This window comes from Stenotrophomonas sp. (assembly GCF_032099025.1).
Lineage (GTDB): Bacteria > Pseudomonadota > Gammaproteobacteria > Xanthomonadales > Xanthomonadaceae > Stenotrophomonas.
Map to the genome: position 1 here is coordinate 1 of NZ_DAMCID010000015.1, position 16,256 is coordinate 16,256.

Genomic DNA, 16,256 nt, shown 5'->3' on the forward strand with positions numbered 1-16,256 from the left:
CTTCGCCACCGGGCACGCTGTGGTACCAGTCCACCGCTTCGGCATTGCGCTTCAGGTATTCGGCGATCTTGCCCAGCAGCAGGCGCTGCGCGGGGTCCGGCCTGGTGGCCTGCTTGGAGAGGTCCGCGTACAGCGCGGCCAGGGCCACGTCGTCTTTCTGTTTGGCCAGCAGCGAGGCACGCATGCCCCAGGTCTGCACGTTCTGCGGGCCCACCGACAGCACGCGCGCGGCCGCGCCGGTATCGCCCATGGCGTCGTAGGCAATGGCCACCGCATTGCGCAGCTCGGGGTCTTCGCGGGTGCGCGGCTCGACCGTGCGCAGCGCGGCCAGCGCCTCGTCGGCCTTGCCGGCCTGGAACAGCAGGCTGGCGTTCAACAGGGCCACCCGCGGTTCGTTCGGGAAGCGGCGCACCACTTCATCGACCATCCGCTTGGCCAGCTCCGGCCGGTCCATGCGCATCGACAGCCGGCCGAACTCCTGCCACGGCTCCAGCTGGTCCGGAATGGCGTTGTCGTCGACCAGCAACGCCAGCACGTCCGCGGCGGCAGCCGGGTCGCGGCTGCCACCCACCAGGGCGGCCAGGGCGAACTTCCAGCCACGCGGATCCGGATCGCGCAGCAGGGCTGCCAGCTCGGTGCGCGCGGCCTTCACATCACCCTTGCGCAGATCCAGCGCGGCGGCGCTGCTGCGCATGGCCAGCGTGCGCGGGGCGCGCTGCTCCCACAGGGCGAGGGCGCGCGCGGCGCGGGTGTCATCGTCGGCCAGCATGGCGATGCGGGTGGCCCGCTCGGCCAGGCCGGCGTCGTCGCGGCCGGCCTCGGCCGCCTCCAGGTACCAGCGCGCGGCGTCGGCCAGCTTGCCGGCCTGCAGCGCGAATTCGCCGGCCATGACCGGGGTCAGCGATGCCGGTTCGGCCTGCGCGGCCTTGCCGGCAGGCGCCTTCGGCACCGCCGCGACGGCGCTGGCGGCGACAAGGGACAGCAGCAGAACGCTGGAGATGCGAATCAATGCGGGCATCGGGGGCTTCTGGCCTTAAAATGACGACTTGAATGGCCAGCAGCTTATCGCAAGCAACTGAACAATGACCCTGTGGGTGCTCGGACTGAATCACCAGACCGCGCCAGTGGAACTGCGCGAACGCGTGTCCTTTGGCGGCGACGCCCTGCCCCAGGCATTGGCGTCGCTGCGCGATACCCCACAGGTGGCCGAGGCGGTGCTGCTCTCCACCTGCAACCGTACCGAGCTCTACGCGGTGGCCGAATCCGGCGATGCGCTGGCCCAGTGGCTGGAGTCCCATGCCGGGCAGCTGCAGGGGTACCTGTACCAGCACGCCGATGCCGACGCGGTGCGCCACCTGTTCCGGGTCGCCACCGGACTGGACTCGATGGTGCTGGGCGAGCCGCAGATCCTGGGCCAGGTCAAGGACGCCTGGGCCACCGCGCGCGACCATGGCCTGCTCGGGCAGCGGCTGGACCGGCTGTTCCAGCAGACCTTCTCGGTGGCCAAGCGGGCCCGCACCGACACCCGCGTGGGCGCCAACCCGGTCTCGGTGGCATCCACCGCAGTGCGCCTGGCCCAGCACTCGTTCGCACGCCTTGAGGATTCAACGGTGCTGCTGGTCGGTGCAGGCGAGACCATCGAGCTGGCGGCCCGGCACCTCAGCGAGGGCCGCGTGCGCCGCCTGCTGATCGCCAACCGCACCCTCGCCCACGCCCAGGAGCTGGCCAGCCGCCACGGCGGCGTGGCGCTGCCGTTGACCGAGCTGGAGCGCCACCTGGGCGACGCCGACGTGGTGTTCTCGGCGACCGCCGCGCGCGAGCCGGTGATCACGCGCGCGCAGGTCGCCGCCGCGCTGCGCTCGCGCAAGCACAAGCCGATGCTGCTGTTCGACCTGGCGGTGCCGCGCGACATCGAAAGCGGCGTGGGCGAGCTGCAGGATGCGTTCCTGTACACGGTGGACGACCTGGAGCGCGCGGTGGAAGACAACCGCCGCAGCCGCCGCGAGGCCGCCGCCGAAGCCGAGGCGATCATCGAGCTGCAGGTCGCGCGCTTCGTCGAAACGCTGCAGGCCAGTGCCCACCAGGCGCCGCTGCTGCAACTGCGCGCCTACGGCGAGGCCACCCGCGTGGAGATGCTGGAGAAAGCCCGCCAGCAGCTGGCCCACGGCAAATCGCCGGACGAGGTGCTGGAGCTGCTCGCGCACGGCCTGACCAACCGCCTGCTGCACCCGCCGACGGCGGCACTGCGTGCGGCCGCCCTCACCGGCGATACCGAACTGACCCGCGCCGCCGAGCGCCTGTTCCCGGCCAAGCCGGGTTACCAACACCCTCCTGTTTCTGTGAGCAACGATGACGCCGACCCTGCGCCGTAAGCTGGAAGCGCTGGCCGAGCGCCGCGAAGAACTTGAACGCCTGCTGGCGGACCCGGCCGTGGTAAGCGACAACGACCGCTTCCGCAGCTTCTCGCGCGAGTTCGCGCAGCTGCAGCCGATCGCCACCGCCCTGGCCGATGAATCGCGCGCGCTGGCCGACCTGGCCGCCGCCGAAGCGATGCGCGCCGACCCGGACCTGCGCGAGCTGGCCGAAGAAGAAATCACCGCCGCGCAGGAACGCCTGCAGCAGCTGGACCAGGACCTGGCGCTGCTGCTGGTGCCGCGCGATCCGCGCGATGAAGGCAACCTGTTCCTGGAAGTGCGCGCGGGTACCGGTGGCGACGAAGCGGCGATCTTCGCCGGCGATCTGTTCCGCATGTACGCACGCTACGCCGAGCGCCAGGGCTGGAAGGTCGAGATCGAATCGGACAGCCCGGGCGAACACGGCGGCTACAAGGAGATCGTGGCACGCGTGGTCGGGCGCGGCGCGTACTCGAAGCTGAAGTTCGAGTCCGGCACCCACCGCGTGCAGCGCGTTCCGGCCACCGAATCGCAGGGCCGCATCCACACCTCGGCGGCCACGGTGGCGATCATTCCCGAGGCCGACGAGGTCGATGAGATCGTGATCAACCCGGCCGACCTGCGGGTGGATACCTTCCGTTCGTCCGGCGCCGGCGGCCAGCACGTCAACAAGACCGAGTCGGCCATCCGCATCACCCACATGCCAAGCGGCGTGGTGGTGGAGTGCCAGACCGAACGCAGCCAGCACGCCAACCGCGACAAGGCGATGAAGCGCTTGAAGGCGCAGCTGCTGGACAGCGAGCGCAGCAAGCAGGCCGCGGCCACCGCCGAAAGCCGCCGGCTGCAGGTGGGCAGTGGCGACCGCAGCCAGCGCATCCGCACCTACAGCTTCCCGCAGGGCCGGATCACCGACCACCGCGTCGAGGGCCTGACCCTGTACGACCTGCCCAACATCATCGCCGGCGAGCTGGATACGCTGGTCGAACGCTTGATCCACGAACACCAGGCCGACGAACTGGCCCAGCTCTCCGCAGGCGCGTGAGCATGGACCCGCAGCGCGAACAGCTGCGCGGGGCGGTGCAGCGCAACCCGCACGACTTCATCGCCTGGGTGATGCTGGCCGATGCCGAGCTGGAGGCCGGCGACATCAACGCCGGCGACCACGCCGCCACGCGCGCGCTGCAGCTGCGTCCCGGCCACCCCGAGGCGCTGGCGCGGCAGGGTCGCACGCGCTGGATGCAGGGCCGCCACGACGAGGCTGCCGCGCTGCTGCGGCAGGCCGCGCGTCTGGTGCCCGAACACCCGGGAATCGCGCTGTGGCTCGGCCACGCACTGGAAGACGCCGGGCAACCGGAAGCCGCCGCCGATGCCTACCGGCATGCGCATCGCCTGCTGCCCGGCGAGCCCTACATCACCGCGCAGCTGCTCAACTGGCAGCGCCGGCTGTGCGACTGGCGCGGGCTGGAGGCCCTGTCCAACCAGGTCCGCCAGGCCGTGGCGCAGGGCCATGCGGTGGTCGAGCCGTTCGCGTTCCTGAGCGAAGACGCCAGCGCCGCCGAGCAGCTGGCCTGCGCGCGGCAACGCGCGGCGGGAATTGCCGACGGGTTGCGCCCGCTGCCACCGGCACAGGTGCGCCGGCAGGGGCGGCTGCGGGTGGGCTTTCTGTCCAATGGCTTCGGCGCGCACCCGACCGGGCTGCTGACCGTGGCGCTGTTCGAGCAGCTGCGCACACTGGGTACGCTGGAGCTGCACCTGTTCGCGCTCAACGGCGATGACCGCAGCGCGATCCGTGCCCGCCTGCAGGCCGCCGCCGATACGCTGCACGATGTTGCGTCGCTGCCGCACCAGTCGATCGCCGCGCGCATCCGCGACACTGGCATCGATGTGCTGTTCGACCTGCGCGGCTGGGGCGGTGGCGGCACGCCGACGGTCCTGGCGATGCGCCCCGCCCCGGTACAGGTGAACTGGCTGGCCTACCCCGGCACCTCCGGCGCGCGCTGGATCGACTACGTGCTGGCCGATCGCTTCGTGCTGCCCGACGCCCTGGCAGCCGCCTTCAGCGAAACGGTGCGCCGGCTGCCGCGTGCGTTCCAGCCCTCGGACAACACCCGCGCGCTGGAGGCCGCACCCGCCCGCGAGGCCTGCGGGCTGCCGTCACGCGGCCTGGTGTTCTGCTGCTTCAACAACAGCTACAAGCTCAACCCGCGCAGCGTGCAGCGCGCGTTCGCGGTGCTGCACGGCGTGCCGGGCAGCGTGCTGTGGCTGCTGTCCGGGCCCGGCAACGCCGATGCACGGCTGCGTGCGGCGGCGAGCGAGGCCGGGCTGGATGCGGCCCGGCTGGTGTTCATGCCGAAGCTGCCGCATCCCACCTACCTGGCGCGCTACCAGCACGCCGACCTGTTCCTGGACACGCATCCGTACAACGCGCACACCACCGCGTCCGACGCCCTGTGGGCCGGGTGCCCGGTGCTCACCTGCCCAGGAGACACGTTCGCCTCGCGGGTGGCCGGCAGTCTCAACCACCACCTGCAGATGGCGGAGATGAATGCCGCCGACGATCGCGCCTTCGTCGCCACGGCGATCGCGCTTGGCAACGACCCGGCGGCCCTGGCGGCGCTGCGCGACAGGTTGGCCAGCGCACGGGACACCAGCGGCGTGTTCGACATGGCGGCGTTTGCGCAGGACTTCCGTGTGCAGGTCGAGGGGATGGCCAGGGAAAACGGCTGGCAGGGCCTCTGATCGGCTCTGCCGGGCGGCATCGGCGAGCCGTTCGCCATGAACCGTTACAGGCCCATCAGGTGCTCCCGTGTAACCTTGGAACTCCTGTTCACCATGAGGCACGCATGGGCAAGCTCAAGCGCAAGGACTATCAGGAACTGCTCGAACCGATGCAGCTGGAACTCACCACGATGGCGCGCTGGGTGCAGCACACCGGGCAACGCGTGCTGGTCCTGCTGGAGGGGCGTGACACCGCCGGCAAGGGAGGCGCGATCCAGGCCATCGCCGAACACCTCAATCCACGCCAGTGCAAGGTGGTGGCGCTGCCCAAGCCCACCGACCGGGAAAGCAGGCAGTGGTACTTCCAGCGCTATGTGTCGCACCTGCCGGCCGCCGGCGAGATCGTGCTGATGGACCGCAGCTGGTACAACCGCGCCGGGGTCGAGCACGTGATGGGGTATTGCACGGAAGCGCAGTACCACGCCTTCCTGGCACAGACGCCGGTCTTCGAAAAGCTGCTGGTGGACGACGGCATTCTGCTCTTCAAGTACTGGCTCACCGTGGACCAGGTGCAGCAGGAAAAGCGGTTCGCCGAGCGCCACATCGACCCGCTCAAGGGCTGGAAGCTGTCGCCGGTCGACCTGAAGTCGCGCAGCAGGTACACCGCCTATACCGAGGCGCGCGAAGCGATGCTGCGCGCCACCCATCGCGAGGAGGCGCCTTGGACGCTGGTGGACTTCAACGACCAGAAGCGCGGCCGGCTGGGCCTGATCCGCAACCTGCTGGATCGCCTGCCGGATACCAGCGTCGATGAGCCGATCCTCGAGCTGCCGCCGTTGAAGGGCAAGCTGCATGAGGAACACTTCGGGGTCTTGAAGCCTATCAACGTCTGAGCAATGTGGCGCGTTGATGGAGGGCAGCCGACTAACAGTCGGCTCTACCCAGTCGGCTCTACCCAGTCGGCTCTACCCGGTCGGGCCGTCCCGTCGGGTCTACGCCTTCGGTCTAGCGCTGCGCGATCCGCTGTTCAATGTCATGCGCCGTTACCGGGCCCAGGAATTCCTTGGCGACCTTGCCGTCCGGCGCAATCAGGTAGGTCATCGGCAGGCCGCGCGGGATGGCGAAATCTTCCGGCGGGTTGTAGGTGTCCACGATCACGATCGGATAGGTGACGGGACGCTTCTGCAGAAACGCCTTCATCTCGCCCGGCTCGATGTCCTCGTAGGCCAGGCCCACCACCTCGATCTCCTCGCGCATGGCATGCAGCGCGGACAGCTCCGGCATTTCCTTGCGGCACGGTGCGCACCAGGTGGCCCAGAAGTTCACCACCACCCACTTGCCACGGTGCGCGGCAAGGTCGTAGGTGCTGCCGTCCACCGCCGGCAATACCAGCCGCGGCTGGTCGACGGTCTTGCGCTCGGCCTCGGGCGCGGCGTCAGGCGCGGCAGGCGTCGCCGGCTCGGTGACCGGCGCAGGTGCCGGCGCCGGCGGGGTGGCATCAGGCTGGGCGGTCGGCTTGTTGCAGCCGGCCAGGGCCAACAGGCTGACGGCCAGCAGCAGGGGCTTGAGGGTCATGGTGTGTCTCCAGGCGTGGAATAGATATCACTGACGCGGCGCTTGAGCAGCTCGCGCAGGGGCAGCCGCAACGTGTCCAGCGCGGCCACCGAGGCCGTGCCGAGGCTGTCGTCGCGGTACGGCAGGTAGGCTTCCTTCACCGGAATGCGCATCTGCGTGGTTTCGTAGAGATCGGCCAGGGTGAGCTTCTCCAGGTCGCGCGAGAGCAGCCATTCGCCCCGCTCGTCGCGGCGTACCACGCGGATCGCCTCGAGGTCGCAGAGCATGGTCTGCAACAGCGAATCGGTCAGCATCGGCTCCAGCCGCATGATCTCGTCCTCATCCAGCCCGCGCCCATCGACGCGCGCCTGCTGCAGGCGCCCGATCAGGCGCAGCAGGCCGTAGATCTCATAGCCGGTGGGCAGGCGCAGCTCGGCCGGCTGGTAGCGGAACGCGGCGATCGACGACGCCAGCGAAGCGCCAAGCAGCACCGAGACCCAGCACAGGTAGATCCACAGCAGCAGGATCGGCACGAAGGCCACCGTGCCGTAGAGCTTCTGGTAGGACTGGAAGCTGCCCAGGTAGGCGCCCATGCCCCACTTCACCAGCTCCAGCATCACCGCCGCCAGGATCGCGCCGGGGATGGCATGCCGCCACTTCACCACGTGATGCGGAACCACGCGGTAGACGAGCATGATGCAGACGAATTCGATCAGGATCGGCGCCAGCGTCAGCGAGGCGTTGGCCAGCAGGCGGCCTTCGCTGGTGCCGAACAGGGGCAGCGCAAACACCCGTGCCGACACCGCCAGTGAGGCGGCGGCAAGCATCGCGCCCAGCGTCAACACCGTCCAGTACACCAGGAAGCGGGTGAGCCTGGGTCGCGCCGAACTGACGCGCCAGATCTGGTTGAAGGTCTGCTCCACGCTGTTGAGGGTGATCAGCAGCGACACCACCAGCGCGATGAAACCGGCGGCGGTGAGCTGGCCGGCGCTGGCCGAGAACTGGCGCAGGTAGCCCTCGGCGGCGCGCGCCGCATTGGGTACGAAGTTGGAGAACACGTAGTCGCTGAGCGTGTCGCTCCAGCGGTCGAACACGGGGAACGCCGAGAGCACGCCGAAGACCACGATGGCCAGGGGCACCAGCGCGAACACCGTGGTGTAGGCCAGCGAGGCGGCGGCCTGGAACAGGCGATCGTCCAGGAAGCGGCGCCACAGGAAGCGACCGAAGCTGGCGGTACGCGCGCGGTCACGCACGCGCTCCATCCACAGGTTGAGGGTATCCAGGGGTTCCATCGGGGCAAGCGTACCCGATGCGGGGAGACGGATACGTATTCGCAGCACCGTACGCTCGCCCTTGGCGACCGGCATTGCCATACTGCGGTTCGACTGGACACAACGGAAGCGAGATGGCGGAGATCCTGGTGCTGTACTACAGCCGCGGCGGTTCGGTGGCACGGCTTGCCCGCCAGATCGCGCGCGGCATCGGCGAAGTGCCCGGCATGGGCGCACGCCTGCGCACGGTGCCGCCGGTCGCGGCAGTGACGCAGACCGCACGGCCGCCGGTGCCCGACGAAGGCGCCCCCTACGTAAGCGTGGACGACCTGGCCGAGTGCGCCGGGCTGCTGCTGGGCAGCCCCACCCGTTTCGGCAACATGGCCGCGCCGGTGAAGCACTTCCTGGACGGGCTGGGCGCCGAATGGGTCAACGGCACTTTGGCCGGCAAGCCGGCGGGGGTGTTCACCTCCACCGCATCGCTGCACGGCGGCCAGGAGTCCACGCTGCTGTCGATGCAGGTTCCGCTGCTCCACCACGGCTGCCTGATCGTGGGCATTCCCTTCACCGAACCGGCGCTCAGCCATACCACCACCGGCGGCACGCCCTATGGCGCCAGCCATGTAGCTGGCGCGGACGACAACCCGGTACCCAGCGAGGACGAGGCGATCCTGGCCAGGGCGCTGGGCCGCCGCGTGGCCGACATCGCCCGGCGGCTGGGATGAGCCCGCGCGCGCAGAAGGGAACGTTGGCCGCGCTGCTGCTCGCCTTGGCGGTGGTGTTCGCGGTCTGGTTCGCCAACGACCGGCACTGGCTGGCCAGCCAGCTGGTTTTCACGGCACCGCCGCTGCTGCTTGCCATTGGCGTGCTGAGCGGACGCGGCAAGGCCGAGTTCTGGGCGGGCGTGCTGGCCCTGTTCTGGTTCAGCCATGGGGTCATGAGCGCCTGGAGCCATCCCGACACCGCGCGGTGGGCCTGGCTGGAGCTGCTGCTGGCACTGGCCGTCATCGGTGTCGCCAGCGCGCCGGGCCTGCGCCGCCGCTTCGGGAAGCGCAACGCGTAGACCCGCCGTATCATTGGCGCATGGCGCGGCGTCTCCGCGCAGCTCACCGTCAACCAGGATTGCTGCAATGGAAGAACTACTGATCATCACCACCGGTGGCACGATCGACAAGATCTACTTCGACGACAAGTCGGACTACCAGATTGGCGATCCACAGATCGGGATGATCCTGCGCGAGCTTGGCGTGACCTTCCGTTTCAACGTGATTCCGATCCTGCGCAAGGACTCGCTGCACATCACCGACGAGGACCGGGAACTGATCCGCGCCACCATCGCGGCCCAGCCGACCCGCCACGTGCTGGTGACCCACGGCACCGACTCGATGGTGCAGACCGGCCAGGTGCTCAGGAGCATCACCGACAAGACCATCGTGATGACCGGTGCGCTGAGCCCGGCGCGCTTCCGTGGTTCGGACGCCGAGTTCAACATCGGCTGCGCGATCGGCGCGGTGCAGTCGCTGCAGCCGGGCGTGTACATCGCCATGAACGGCCGCATCTGGAATCCCGAACACGTGCGCAAGAACGTGGCCGCGAATCGGTTCGAAGACGCGTGAGGCGGGAACCGCCTCCAGCGTCGGTAGCCACCGACCGCTGGTCGGGCGACCTTTGAACGGTATGTGTGCCTACCGACGGTGGGTGCCCACGCGTTCTCGTCCATCGTACCGATGAACAAGAACGCCCCGGCCGAGGCCGGGGCGTTGCCCACTGGAGAGGGGCTGGGCTCAGTACTGCGCGGTCAGCGTCACGCCGGAGAAGGTGCTGTACGCCTTCAGCCGCACATGCCAGGTGCCGGCGGCCGGCGCGCTGATGGTGCAGGTCTCGTTGTTGCCGCTCAGGTACGGGCGGCAGTTGTAGACGGTGTCGGTCGGCGCGCTGCCCGAGCGCACGTACAGGTCGGCATCGCCGCTACCGCCGGTGATGGTCACCTTCAGCTGCGAACTGCCCGACGGGACGGTGACCGTGTAGGCCAGTGCGGCACCGCTGGCCGCGCCCAGGCCGGTGACCGGCACGTTGTTCTGCAGCACGGTGCCGGTGCCCGGGTTCGGGTTGGTGCCGTTGAGTGCGGCGGTCACGGCGGCGTCGGCATTGACGATGCCCGCACCGCAGCCGCCACTGCAGGCGCCCGGCAGGGCCCGTGCGGTGCTCTTGAGCAGGGTCTCCACGGCCGCCGGCGACAGCGCGGTCGGCGCGACCGACTGCACCAGCGCAACCACGCCGGCCACATGCGGCGCCGCCATCGAGGTGCCGTTGTAGGACGCGTAGGAGGCGGTGCCCGGCACCGTGGTGCCGCTGTTGAGCGTGGACAGGATCGCCTGGCCCGGGGCCGAGATATCGATGCCGGCACCGTAGTTGGAGAAGCTGGCACGCGCACCGGCCGAGGTGGTGGCCGCCACCGCGATCACGTTGGCGCAGTTGGCCGGTACCGACGAGGACACGTTGGCGTTGCTGTTGCCCGCTGCCACCACCACGGTGGTGCCGCGCGACACCGCGCCGTTGATGGCGTTCTGGTAGGTGGTGGAACAGGTGCCACCGCCGCCCAGCGACATGTTGATCACTTCGGCCGGGTTGGCATTGGCCGGCACGCCGCTGACGGTGCCACCGGATGCCCACACGATCGCATCGGCGATGTCGGAGGTGTAACCGCCGCACTTGCCGAGCACGCGCACCGGAACCACCTTGGCGTTGTACGCGGTGCCCGCCACGCCGGTGGTGTTGTTGGTCACCGCGGCGATGGTGCCGGCCACGTGCGTGCCGTGCCAGCTGGAATTGGAGGCCGGATAGCCGGCGCCGCATTCGTTGGCGGCGTACCAGTCGCCTTCGTCGTTGGCATTGTTGTCACGGCCGCCACCATCGCGCGCCATTGCCGCGTCGCTGATGAAGTCGTAGCCGGGCAGGATGTTGGCGTTGAGATCGGGATGGTTGGTGATGCCGGTATCGATCACGGCCACCACCACGCCGGTGCCGGTGGCCTTGTCCCACGCCGGACGCACGTTGATCGAGGCATTGCTGGTGCCGAAGCCCCACTGCTCGGACAGGCGCGCGTCATTGGGCACCAGCGTGGCCTGCATCAGCTGATCGACTTCCACGTACTCCACGTTGGGATCGGCCGCCAGGCGGCGCATCAGCAGTTCGGATTCGGCCGCGTCCAACGGACGGTCCGCCTTGACCACGGTCGGCCCGATGGCCAGCTGGCGCAGCTTCTGCAGGCCCAGCGCGCGCCCCTGCGCAGCCGGTACCGCCGATGCCGCCGCCTTGAGCGAGCTGGCCAGCACCGTCGGGTTGGCCACGTCGGTGGCGCCGTTACGGTACTTCACGATGAAGCGCTGATGGGTCGGCGCGGACGACAGCCCGCTCAACTGCACATCGCCGGCGAAGGCCGGGGCGGCAAGCAGCAGGGTCGAGAGAACCGAACCACCCAGTACAACCAATGCGCGCTGACGCAAGCGGTGCTGCGAATCATGAGACATCGGATTTCCCTTTAAGACTGAAGGATGCCGTCAATGCGGCGGAGGTCGGCGCAATCCGGTCGCTGTGGAGAGATGGCGCGGATCGAGCCTGAAAGATGGATCGGTTTCCCCTGATGAACCGCCCGATCCCGGACGCTAGTGGTTTCGACCCACCCCAACAACGTTTCAGCCCGCTTTCAGTGTTGTGAAAGTTTCGATCTGAGACATCCAGGGTCAAGGGTTTGTGAATGTGAAGAAACTTTTTGATAGGCGGCGTGTCTGCGGGAGGGAATTCCGTGTCCTGCGTCACTGTCTTGTGCGTCAGGGGCAAGACATTGCTTGCGCATCAATTGGTTAGGGAGATTTGGATCGTTTAGAGGCGTGTTTCGGCGGGAGGGCGTCAGCCACGCAGGGCGTGGCTCTACCGGGCACCGCGCAGCCACGCATGGGCGTGGCTCTACCGGGCACTGCGCAGCCACGCAGGGCGTGGCTCTACCGGGCACTGCGCAGCCACGCAGGGCGTGGCTCTACGGGCGCCCATGAAAAAGGCCCGCCTGTTGCCAGGCGGGCCTTTCAGGTCCAGCGGCGGATCGACCGATCAGCCCAGGCGCACCAGCCAACCGTGGCGGTCAGGCAGGCGGCCGTACTGGATGTCGGTCAGCTCCTTGCGCAGCGACATCGTCACTTCGCCGGCCGGGGCGTTCAGGTCGCCCACCGCGAAGCCGTCGCCTTTGAGCTGGCCGATCGGGGTGACCACGGCGGCGGTGCCGCAGGCGAACACCTCGGCGATCTCGCCCGAGGCCACGCCCTGCTTCCACTCGTCGATGGTCACCTTGCGCTCCACCACCTTCATGCCGCGGTCGCGGGCCAGCTGCAGGATGCTCTCGCGGGTGATGCCTTCCAGGATGCTGCCGGACAGTTCGGGCGTCACCAGCGTGCCGTCCTTGTAGACCAGGAACACGTTCATGCCGCCCAGTTCTTCCAGGTACTTGCCCTCGACCGGGTCCAGGAACAGCACCTGCGAGCAGCCCTGCGCCTGCGCCTTCTGCTGCGGCAGCAGCGACGCGGCGTAGTTGCCGCCGCACTTGGCCGCGCCGGTACCGCCCTTGGCCGCGCGCGCATACTCGGTGGACAGCCAGATCGACACCGGCGCCACGCCCTTGGCGAAGTACGGGCCCGCCGGGCTGGCAATCACGTAGTAACCGGCCTTCTGCGCGCCGCGCACGCCGAGGAAGGCTTCGTCGCCAATCATGAACGGGCGGAAGTACAGGCTGGATTCGTCGGCCGACGGCACCCAGTCCGCATCCACGGCGATCATCTGCTTCAGCGATTCGACAAAGATGTCCACCGGCAGCTCCGGCAGCGCCAGGCGCTGCGCCGAACGCTGCAGGCGGCGGCCGTTGGCATCGGGGCGGAAGGTCCAGATCGAGCCGTCGGCATGGCGGTACGCCTTGATGCCTTCGAAGATTTCCTGGCCGTAGTGCAGCACGGCGGCGGCCGGGTCCAGCTGCAGCGGGCCGTACGGGCGCACGCTGGCATCGTGCCAGCCGGTGTCCTTGTCCCAGCGCACTTCCACCATGTGGTCGGTGAAGTGCAGACCAAAACCGGGGGCGGCCAGGATGCGATCACGCTCCTCGCTGCTGCGCGGCTGGGCGGAACGGGTGGTGGTGAAGCTCACGGAAGACTGGGACACCGGATATTTCCTGTTCTGGTTACGGGGAACACACGCCGCCGGCACAGCTGCGGCGGGTCAATTACAGCATGCCGGTTTCGAGGCGTGCGGCCTCGGACATCATGTGCTGGTTCCACGGCGGGTCGAACACCAGCTCCACATCCGCTTCGGCAACGGTCGGGATCATTTCCAGCTTGCTGCGCACGTCATCCACCAGGATGTCGCCCATGCCACAGCCGGGCGCGGTGAGGGTCATCTTGATGTCCACCTCGCGCTGGCCGTCGTCCAGGTGCTTGAGCTCCACTTCGTACACCAGGCCGAGGTCGACGATGTTGAAGGGGATCTCGGGATCGAAGCAGGTGCGCAGCTGCTGCCACACCAGTTTTTCGACCTCCTCGTCGGAGGCGTCGGCGGGCAGTTCCAGGGCCGGCGGCGGTTCCTTGCCGATGGCGTCGCCGTCCTTGCCGGCGATGCGGAACAGATTGCCTTCGACGAACACCGTGTAGCTGCCACCCAGTGCCTGGGTGATATAGCCATAGCTGCCGGCCGGCAGGGTGACCGTTTCGCCCTGCGGGACCATGACGGCCTCGCAGTCGCGTTCGAAGTGGACAGGTTCGCTGCTACGGGAGTACATGTGGATCGATATGGGGGTCGCGGCCAATTCCCGCAAGGCGGACATTTTAGCCCAGTGGCCGCCCACGCGCCGGTCACCACGCAAGCCGGTATCCTGTGGGGACTTACAGGAAGAATGCATGTCGCCCACGTCTGCGCCCGCCAGGTCCGTCCACTGGCTCTGGCCCCCGCTGTTGCTGATTGGAGTCGTCACGGCCACGCTGGCCTGGTTGTTCATCGCGCTGCTGAGCGGCCGCCAGGCCGGCTGGATGGCCGTGCTGGCCGCACTGGAGCTGGGTTTCATGCTGCGCCTGGGCAACCTGCGGGCCGGTCCGCTGCGGGTCGTGCTGACCCTGGCCTTCACCCTGCTGGTGGCCGTGGCCGCCAACTGGGGCATCGCCTCGGCCTACCTGGGCGGCTCGATGGGGCTGGATCCGTGGGATTCAGCGTTGCGCATGGGCCCCTTCATGGCGTTCACCCTGGTGCAGCTGGCCAATGGTGCCGGCGAGCTGCTGTGGCTGGGCGTCGCCCTGGTCGTGGGGTGGTGGGTCGCGCGGTAAGCGCCTCATAAAAAAGGGGACGTACCCTGTTAATCCGGGAATTAACAGGGTACGTCCCCTTTTTTCGCGGCAATGGGTCAATGCCCGCCATCCAATGCCTTGAGTTCGCTGACCAGGGCGCTGGCCGCGCCAGACCCGTCGCCGTAGAGCATGCGGGCGTTGTCGGCGTAGAACAGCGCATTCTCGATGCCGGCAAAGCCGGTGCCCTTGCCGCGCTTGATCACCACCACGTTGCGCGCGTTGACCACGTCCAGGATCGGCATGCCGTAGATCGGGCTGGCCGGGTCGGTGCGCGCGACCGGATTGACCACGTCGTTGGCGCCGATCACCAGCACCACGTCGGTGTTGGGGAACTCCGGATTGATGTCGTCCATGTCGGCGATCAGGTCGTACGGCACCCCGGCTTCGGCCAGCAGGACGTTCATGTGCCCGGGCATGCGCCCGGCCACCGGGTGGATGGCGAACTTCACCTTGATCCCGCGCTCGATCAGCCGCTGCGCCAGCTCCCACACCTTGTGCTGGGCCTGGGCCACGGCCATGCCGTAGCCCGGCACGATCACCACCCGTTCGGCGAACGCCAGCATCGCGGCCACGTCGCTGGCCTCGATCGGCTTCTGTGCACCGCTGATTTCCTGCGCGGTACCGCCGCCGCCGAAGTTGGAGAACAGCACGCCGCTGATCGGCCGGTTCATTGCCTTGGCCATCAGCCGGGTCAGCAGGATGCCGGCGGCACCCACCATCATGCCGGCGATGATCAATGCCTCATTGCCCAGCACGTAGCCCTCGAAGGCCACGGCCAGGCCGGTGAACGCGTTGTACAGCGAGATCACCACCGGCATGTCGGCGCCGCCGATCGGCAGCGTCATCAATACGCCCAGCGCCAGCGCGACCACGAAGAAGCTGACGATCGCCACCGGGCTCAGGCTTACCCCGGCCCAGATCCCCAGCCCGACCATGGCCACCGCCACCAGCAGGTTGAAGGCCTGCTGGCCGGGGAAGGTCACGCGCCGGTCCAGCCGCCCGTCCAGCTTGGCCCAGGCAATGATCGAGCCGGACAGCGACACCGCACCGATCGCCGAACCGATGATGGCCAGCACCAGCACCGTGACCGAGGGCTGGCGCGCGGCCAGTTCGGCGATGGCCTGCTCGCTCCAGTGGCTCGTATCGCGGCTGGCCAGGAACGAGAAACGCAGCAGCTCCACCGCGCCGATCGCAGCGGCCGAACCGCCGCCCATGCCGTTGTACAACGCCACCATCTGCGGCATGTCGGTGATCGCCACCCGCTTGGCCGACCACCAGGCCACGCCGGTACCGATCGCCACCGCCGCCAGGATCAGCGGCACGTTGTGCAGCTCGGGCAGGAAGAAGGTCGCCACGGTGGCGATCAGCATGCCCAGCCCGGCCCAGCGGATACCGCTGCGGGCGGTCATCGGCGAGGCCATGCGCTGCAGGCCCAGCAGGAACAGGGTGGCGGCCACCAGGTAGCTCACCTGCACCAGCCACTGCAGCAGTTGCGCCGTAGTGACGTTCAAGGTGCCTTCTCCCCGGTATCCCGCTTCTGGCTGGGCTTGAACATGTCCAGCATGCGTTCGGTCACCACGTAGCCGCCCGCCGCGTTGCCCGCGCCCAGCACCACGGCGATGAACCCGATGATCTTCTCCAGCGGGGTCTGCGCGTGGCCCAGGACCACCATCGCACCGATCAGCACGATGCCGTGGATGAAGTTGGACCCTGACATCAGGGGGGTATGCAGGATCACCGGCACCCGCGAAATGATCACGTGGCCCGCGATCGCGGCCAGCATGAAGATGTACAACGCCACGAACCCGTCGCTCATTGCAGTCCCTCTTCCAGGCGGTCATCCCGTCCCCTGCATCATAACCATGCGCTGAACCGTTCTGCAGCGCGGTCAACCGTTGCCGCCCTGGCGCGTTGTCACCGTATCCCCCCTGCGCGAGCGCTACCCT

15 protein-coding genes and 1 pseudogene are annotated in these 16,256 nt (G+C 68.4%); 8 read left to right on the plus strand and 8 right to left on the minus strand.

The window, feature by feature from the left end; genetic code table 11:
- Positions 1-1,018 (minus strand): annotated as a pseudogene (locus RT456_RS11925) (hypothetical protein); the annotation flags it as partial.
- 64 nt (positions 1,019-1,082) lie between these two features.
- Between RT456_RS11925 and hemA the strand changes: the two are divergent.
- From hemA to ppk2, 4 genes are all read left to right on the plus strand, one after another.
- On the plus strand, positions 1,083-2,372 hold the full coding sequence (hemA, locus tag RT456_RS11930) for a glutamyl-tRNA reductase (RefSeq protein ID WP_313346828.1): 1,290 nt from the start codon (positions 1,083-1,085) through the stop codon (positions 2,370-2,372).
- Positions 2,350-3,435: a peptide chain release factor 1 gene (gene prfA / locus RT456_RS11935; RefSeq protein ID WP_313346830.1), complete on the plus strand. Its 1,086-nt coding sequence runs from the start codon at positions 2,350-2,352 to the stop codon at positions 3,433-3,435. The genes hemA and prfA overlap by 23 nt, the downstream gene beginning before the upstream one ends.
- On the plus strand, positions 3,432-5,132 hold the full coding sequence (locus RT456_RS11940; RefSeq protein ID WP_313346833.1) for a tetratricopeptide repeat protein: 1,701 nt from the start codon (positions 3,432-3,434) through the stop codon (positions 5,130-5,132). The genes prfA and RT456_RS11940 overlap by 4 nt, the downstream gene beginning before the upstream one ends.
- A 104-nt stretch (positions 5,133-5,236) precedes the next feature.
- A complete protein-coding gene (gene ppk2, locus RT456_RS11945) occupies positions 5,237-6,004 on the plus strand; it encodes a polyphosphate kinase 2 (RefSeq protein WP_313346836.1) in 768 nt (255 codons plus the stop codon).
- 112 nt (positions 6,005-6,116) lie between these two features.
- On the opposite strand, the gene RT456_RS11950 is transcribed toward ppk2, so the two are convergent.
- Both RT456_RS11950 and RT456_RS11955 read right to left on the minus strand, forming a co-directional pair.
- Positions 6,117-6,686: a TlpA disulfide reductase family protein gene (locus RT456_RS11950; RefSeq protein ID WP_313346838.1), complete on the minus strand. Its 570-nt coding sequence runs from the start codon at positions 6,684-6,686 to the stop codon at positions 6,117-6,119.
- A complete protein-coding gene (locus RT456_RS11955) occupies positions 6,683-7,957 on the minus strand; it encodes a YihY family inner membrane protein (RefSeq protein ID WP_313347062.1) in 1,275 nt (424 codons plus the stop codon). Before RT456_RS11955 ends, RT456_RS11950 begins: the two co-directional genes overlap by 4 nt.
- Before the next feature lie 113 nt (positions 7,958-8,070).
- On the opposite strand from RT456_RS11955, the gene wrbA reads away from it, so the two are divergent.
- From wrbA to RT456_RS11970, 3 genes are all read left to right on the plus strand, one after another.
- Complete coding sequence (gene wrbA / locus RT456_RS11960; protein ID WP_313346841.1) at positions 8,071-8,661, plus strand: NAD(P)H:quinone oxidoreductase; 591 nt, start codon at positions 8,071-8,073, stop codon at positions 8,659-8,661.
- Positions 8,658-8,999, plus strand: coding sequence for a DUF2069 domain-containing protein (locus RT456_RS11965; protein WP_313346844.1), 342 nt, complete (start codon positions 8,658-8,660; stop codon positions 8,997-8,999). Before wrbA ends, RT456_RS11965 begins: the two co-directional genes overlap by 4 nt.
- Positions 9,000-9,066: 67 nt before the next feature.
- Positions 9,067-9,552: an asparaginase domain-containing protein gene (locus tag RT456_RS11970; protein WP_313346846.1), complete on the plus strand. Its 486-nt coding sequence runs from the start codon at positions 9,067-9,069 to the stop codon at positions 9,550-9,552.
- Between the two features lie 168 nt (positions 9,553-9,720).
- Here the strand turns inward: RT456_RS11970 and RT456_RS11975 are convergent, their stop codons facing one another.
- The 3 genes from RT456_RS11975 to sufT all read right to left on the minus strand — a co-directional run bounded on the left by RT456_RS11975 (position 9,721) and on the right by sufT (position 13,751).
- Positions 9,721-11,466 (minus strand): S8 family peptidase, encoded by a 1,746-nt coding sequence (locus tag RT456_RS11975; protein WP_313346848.1) that lies wholly within the window; start codon positions 11,464-11,466, stop codon positions 9,721-9,723.
- Positions 11,467-12,043: 577 nt separating this feature from the next.
- Positions 12,044-13,138, minus strand: coding sequence for a branched-chain amino acid aminotransferase (locus tag RT456_RS11980; protein ID WP_313346851.1), 1,095 nt, complete (start codon positions 13,136-13,138; stop codon positions 12,044-12,046).
- A gap of 61 nt (positions 13,139-13,199) precedes the next feature.
- Complete coding sequence (sufT, locus tag RT456_RS11985) at positions 13,200-13,751, minus strand: putative Fe-S cluster assembly protein SufT (protein ID WP_171966895.1); 552 nt, start codon at positions 13,749-13,751, stop codon at positions 13,200-13,202.
- A 118-nt stretch (positions 13,752-13,869) separates the two neighbouring features.
- Between sufT and RT456_RS11990 the strand changes: the two genes are divergently transcribed.
- Complete coding sequence (locus tag RT456_RS11990) at positions 13,870-14,289, plus strand: hypothetical protein (protein ID WP_313346853.1); 420 nt, start codon at positions 13,870-13,872, stop codon at positions 14,287-14,289.
- Positions 14,290-14,366: 77 nt separating this feature from the next.
- On the opposite strand, the gene RT456_RS11995 is transcribed toward RT456_RS11990, so the two are convergent.
- Positions 14,367-15,821 carry an NAD(P)(+) transhydrogenase (Re/Si-specific) subunit beta gene (locus RT456_RS11995; RefSeq protein ID WP_313346855.1) on the minus strand — a complete coding sequence of 485 codons (1,455 nt, stop codon included), beginning with the start codon at positions 15,819-15,821 and terminating at the stop codon, positions 14,367-14,369.
- The gene (locus RT456_RS12000; RefSeq protein ID WP_313346858.1) at positions 15,818-16,126 is read right to left on the minus strand and encodes an NAD(P) transhydrogenase subunit alpha; all 309 of its coding nucleotides are present in this window, start codon (positions 16,124-16,126) and stop codon (positions 15,818-15,820) included. Before RT456_RS12000 ends, RT456_RS11995 begins: the two co-directional genes overlap by 4 nt.
- Positions 16,127-16,256 lie beyond the last annotated feature (130 nt).

Coding starts and splice junctions, on each gene's coding strand:
- RT456_RS11990 (WP_313346853.1), top strand. CDS start 13,870: ATGTCGCCCACGTCTGCGCCCGCCAGGTCCGTCCACTGGCTCTGGCCC.
- RT456_RS11950 (WP_313346838.1), bottom strand. CDS start 6,686: ATGACCCTCAAGCCCCTGCTGCTGGCCGTCAGCCTGTTGGCCCTGGCC.
- wrbA (WP_313346841.1), top strand. CDS start 8,071: ATGGCGGAGATCCTGGTGCTGTACTACAGCCGCGGCGGTTCGGTGGCA.
- RT456_RS12000 (WP_313346858.1), bottom strand. CDS start 16,126: ATGAGCGACGGGTTCGTGGCGTTGTACATCTTCATGCTGGCCGCGATC.
- sufT (WP_171966895.1), bottom strand. CDS start 13,751: ATGTACTCCCGTAGCAGCGAACCTGTCCACTTCGAACGCGACTGCGAG.
- RT456_RS11970 (WP_313346846.1), top strand. CDS start 9,067: ATGGAAGAACTACTGATCATCACCACCGGTGGCACGATCGACAAGATC.
- hemA (WP_313346828.1), top strand. CDS start 1,083: ATGACCCTGTGGGTGCTCGGACTGAATCACCAGACCGCGCCAGTGGAA.
- prfA (WP_313346830.1), top strand. CDS start 2,350: ATGACGCCGACCCTGCGCCGTAAGCTGGAAGCGCTGGCCGAGCGCCGC.
- RT456_RS11975 (WP_313346848.1), bottom strand. CDS start 11,466: ATGTCTCATGATTCGCAGCACCGCTTGCGTCAGCGCGCATTGGTTGTA.
- RT456_RS11955 (WP_313347062.1), bottom strand. CDS start 7,957: ATGGAACCCCTGGATACCCTCAACCTGTGGATGGAGCGCGTGCGTGAC.
- RT456_RS11965 (WP_313346844.1), top strand. CDS start 8,658: ATGAGCCCGCGCGCGCAGAAGGGAACGTTGGCCGCGCTGCTGCTCGCC.
- ppk2 (WP_313346836.1), top strand. CDS start 5,237: ATGGGCAAGCTCAAGCGCAAGGACTATCAGGAACTGCTCGAACCGATG.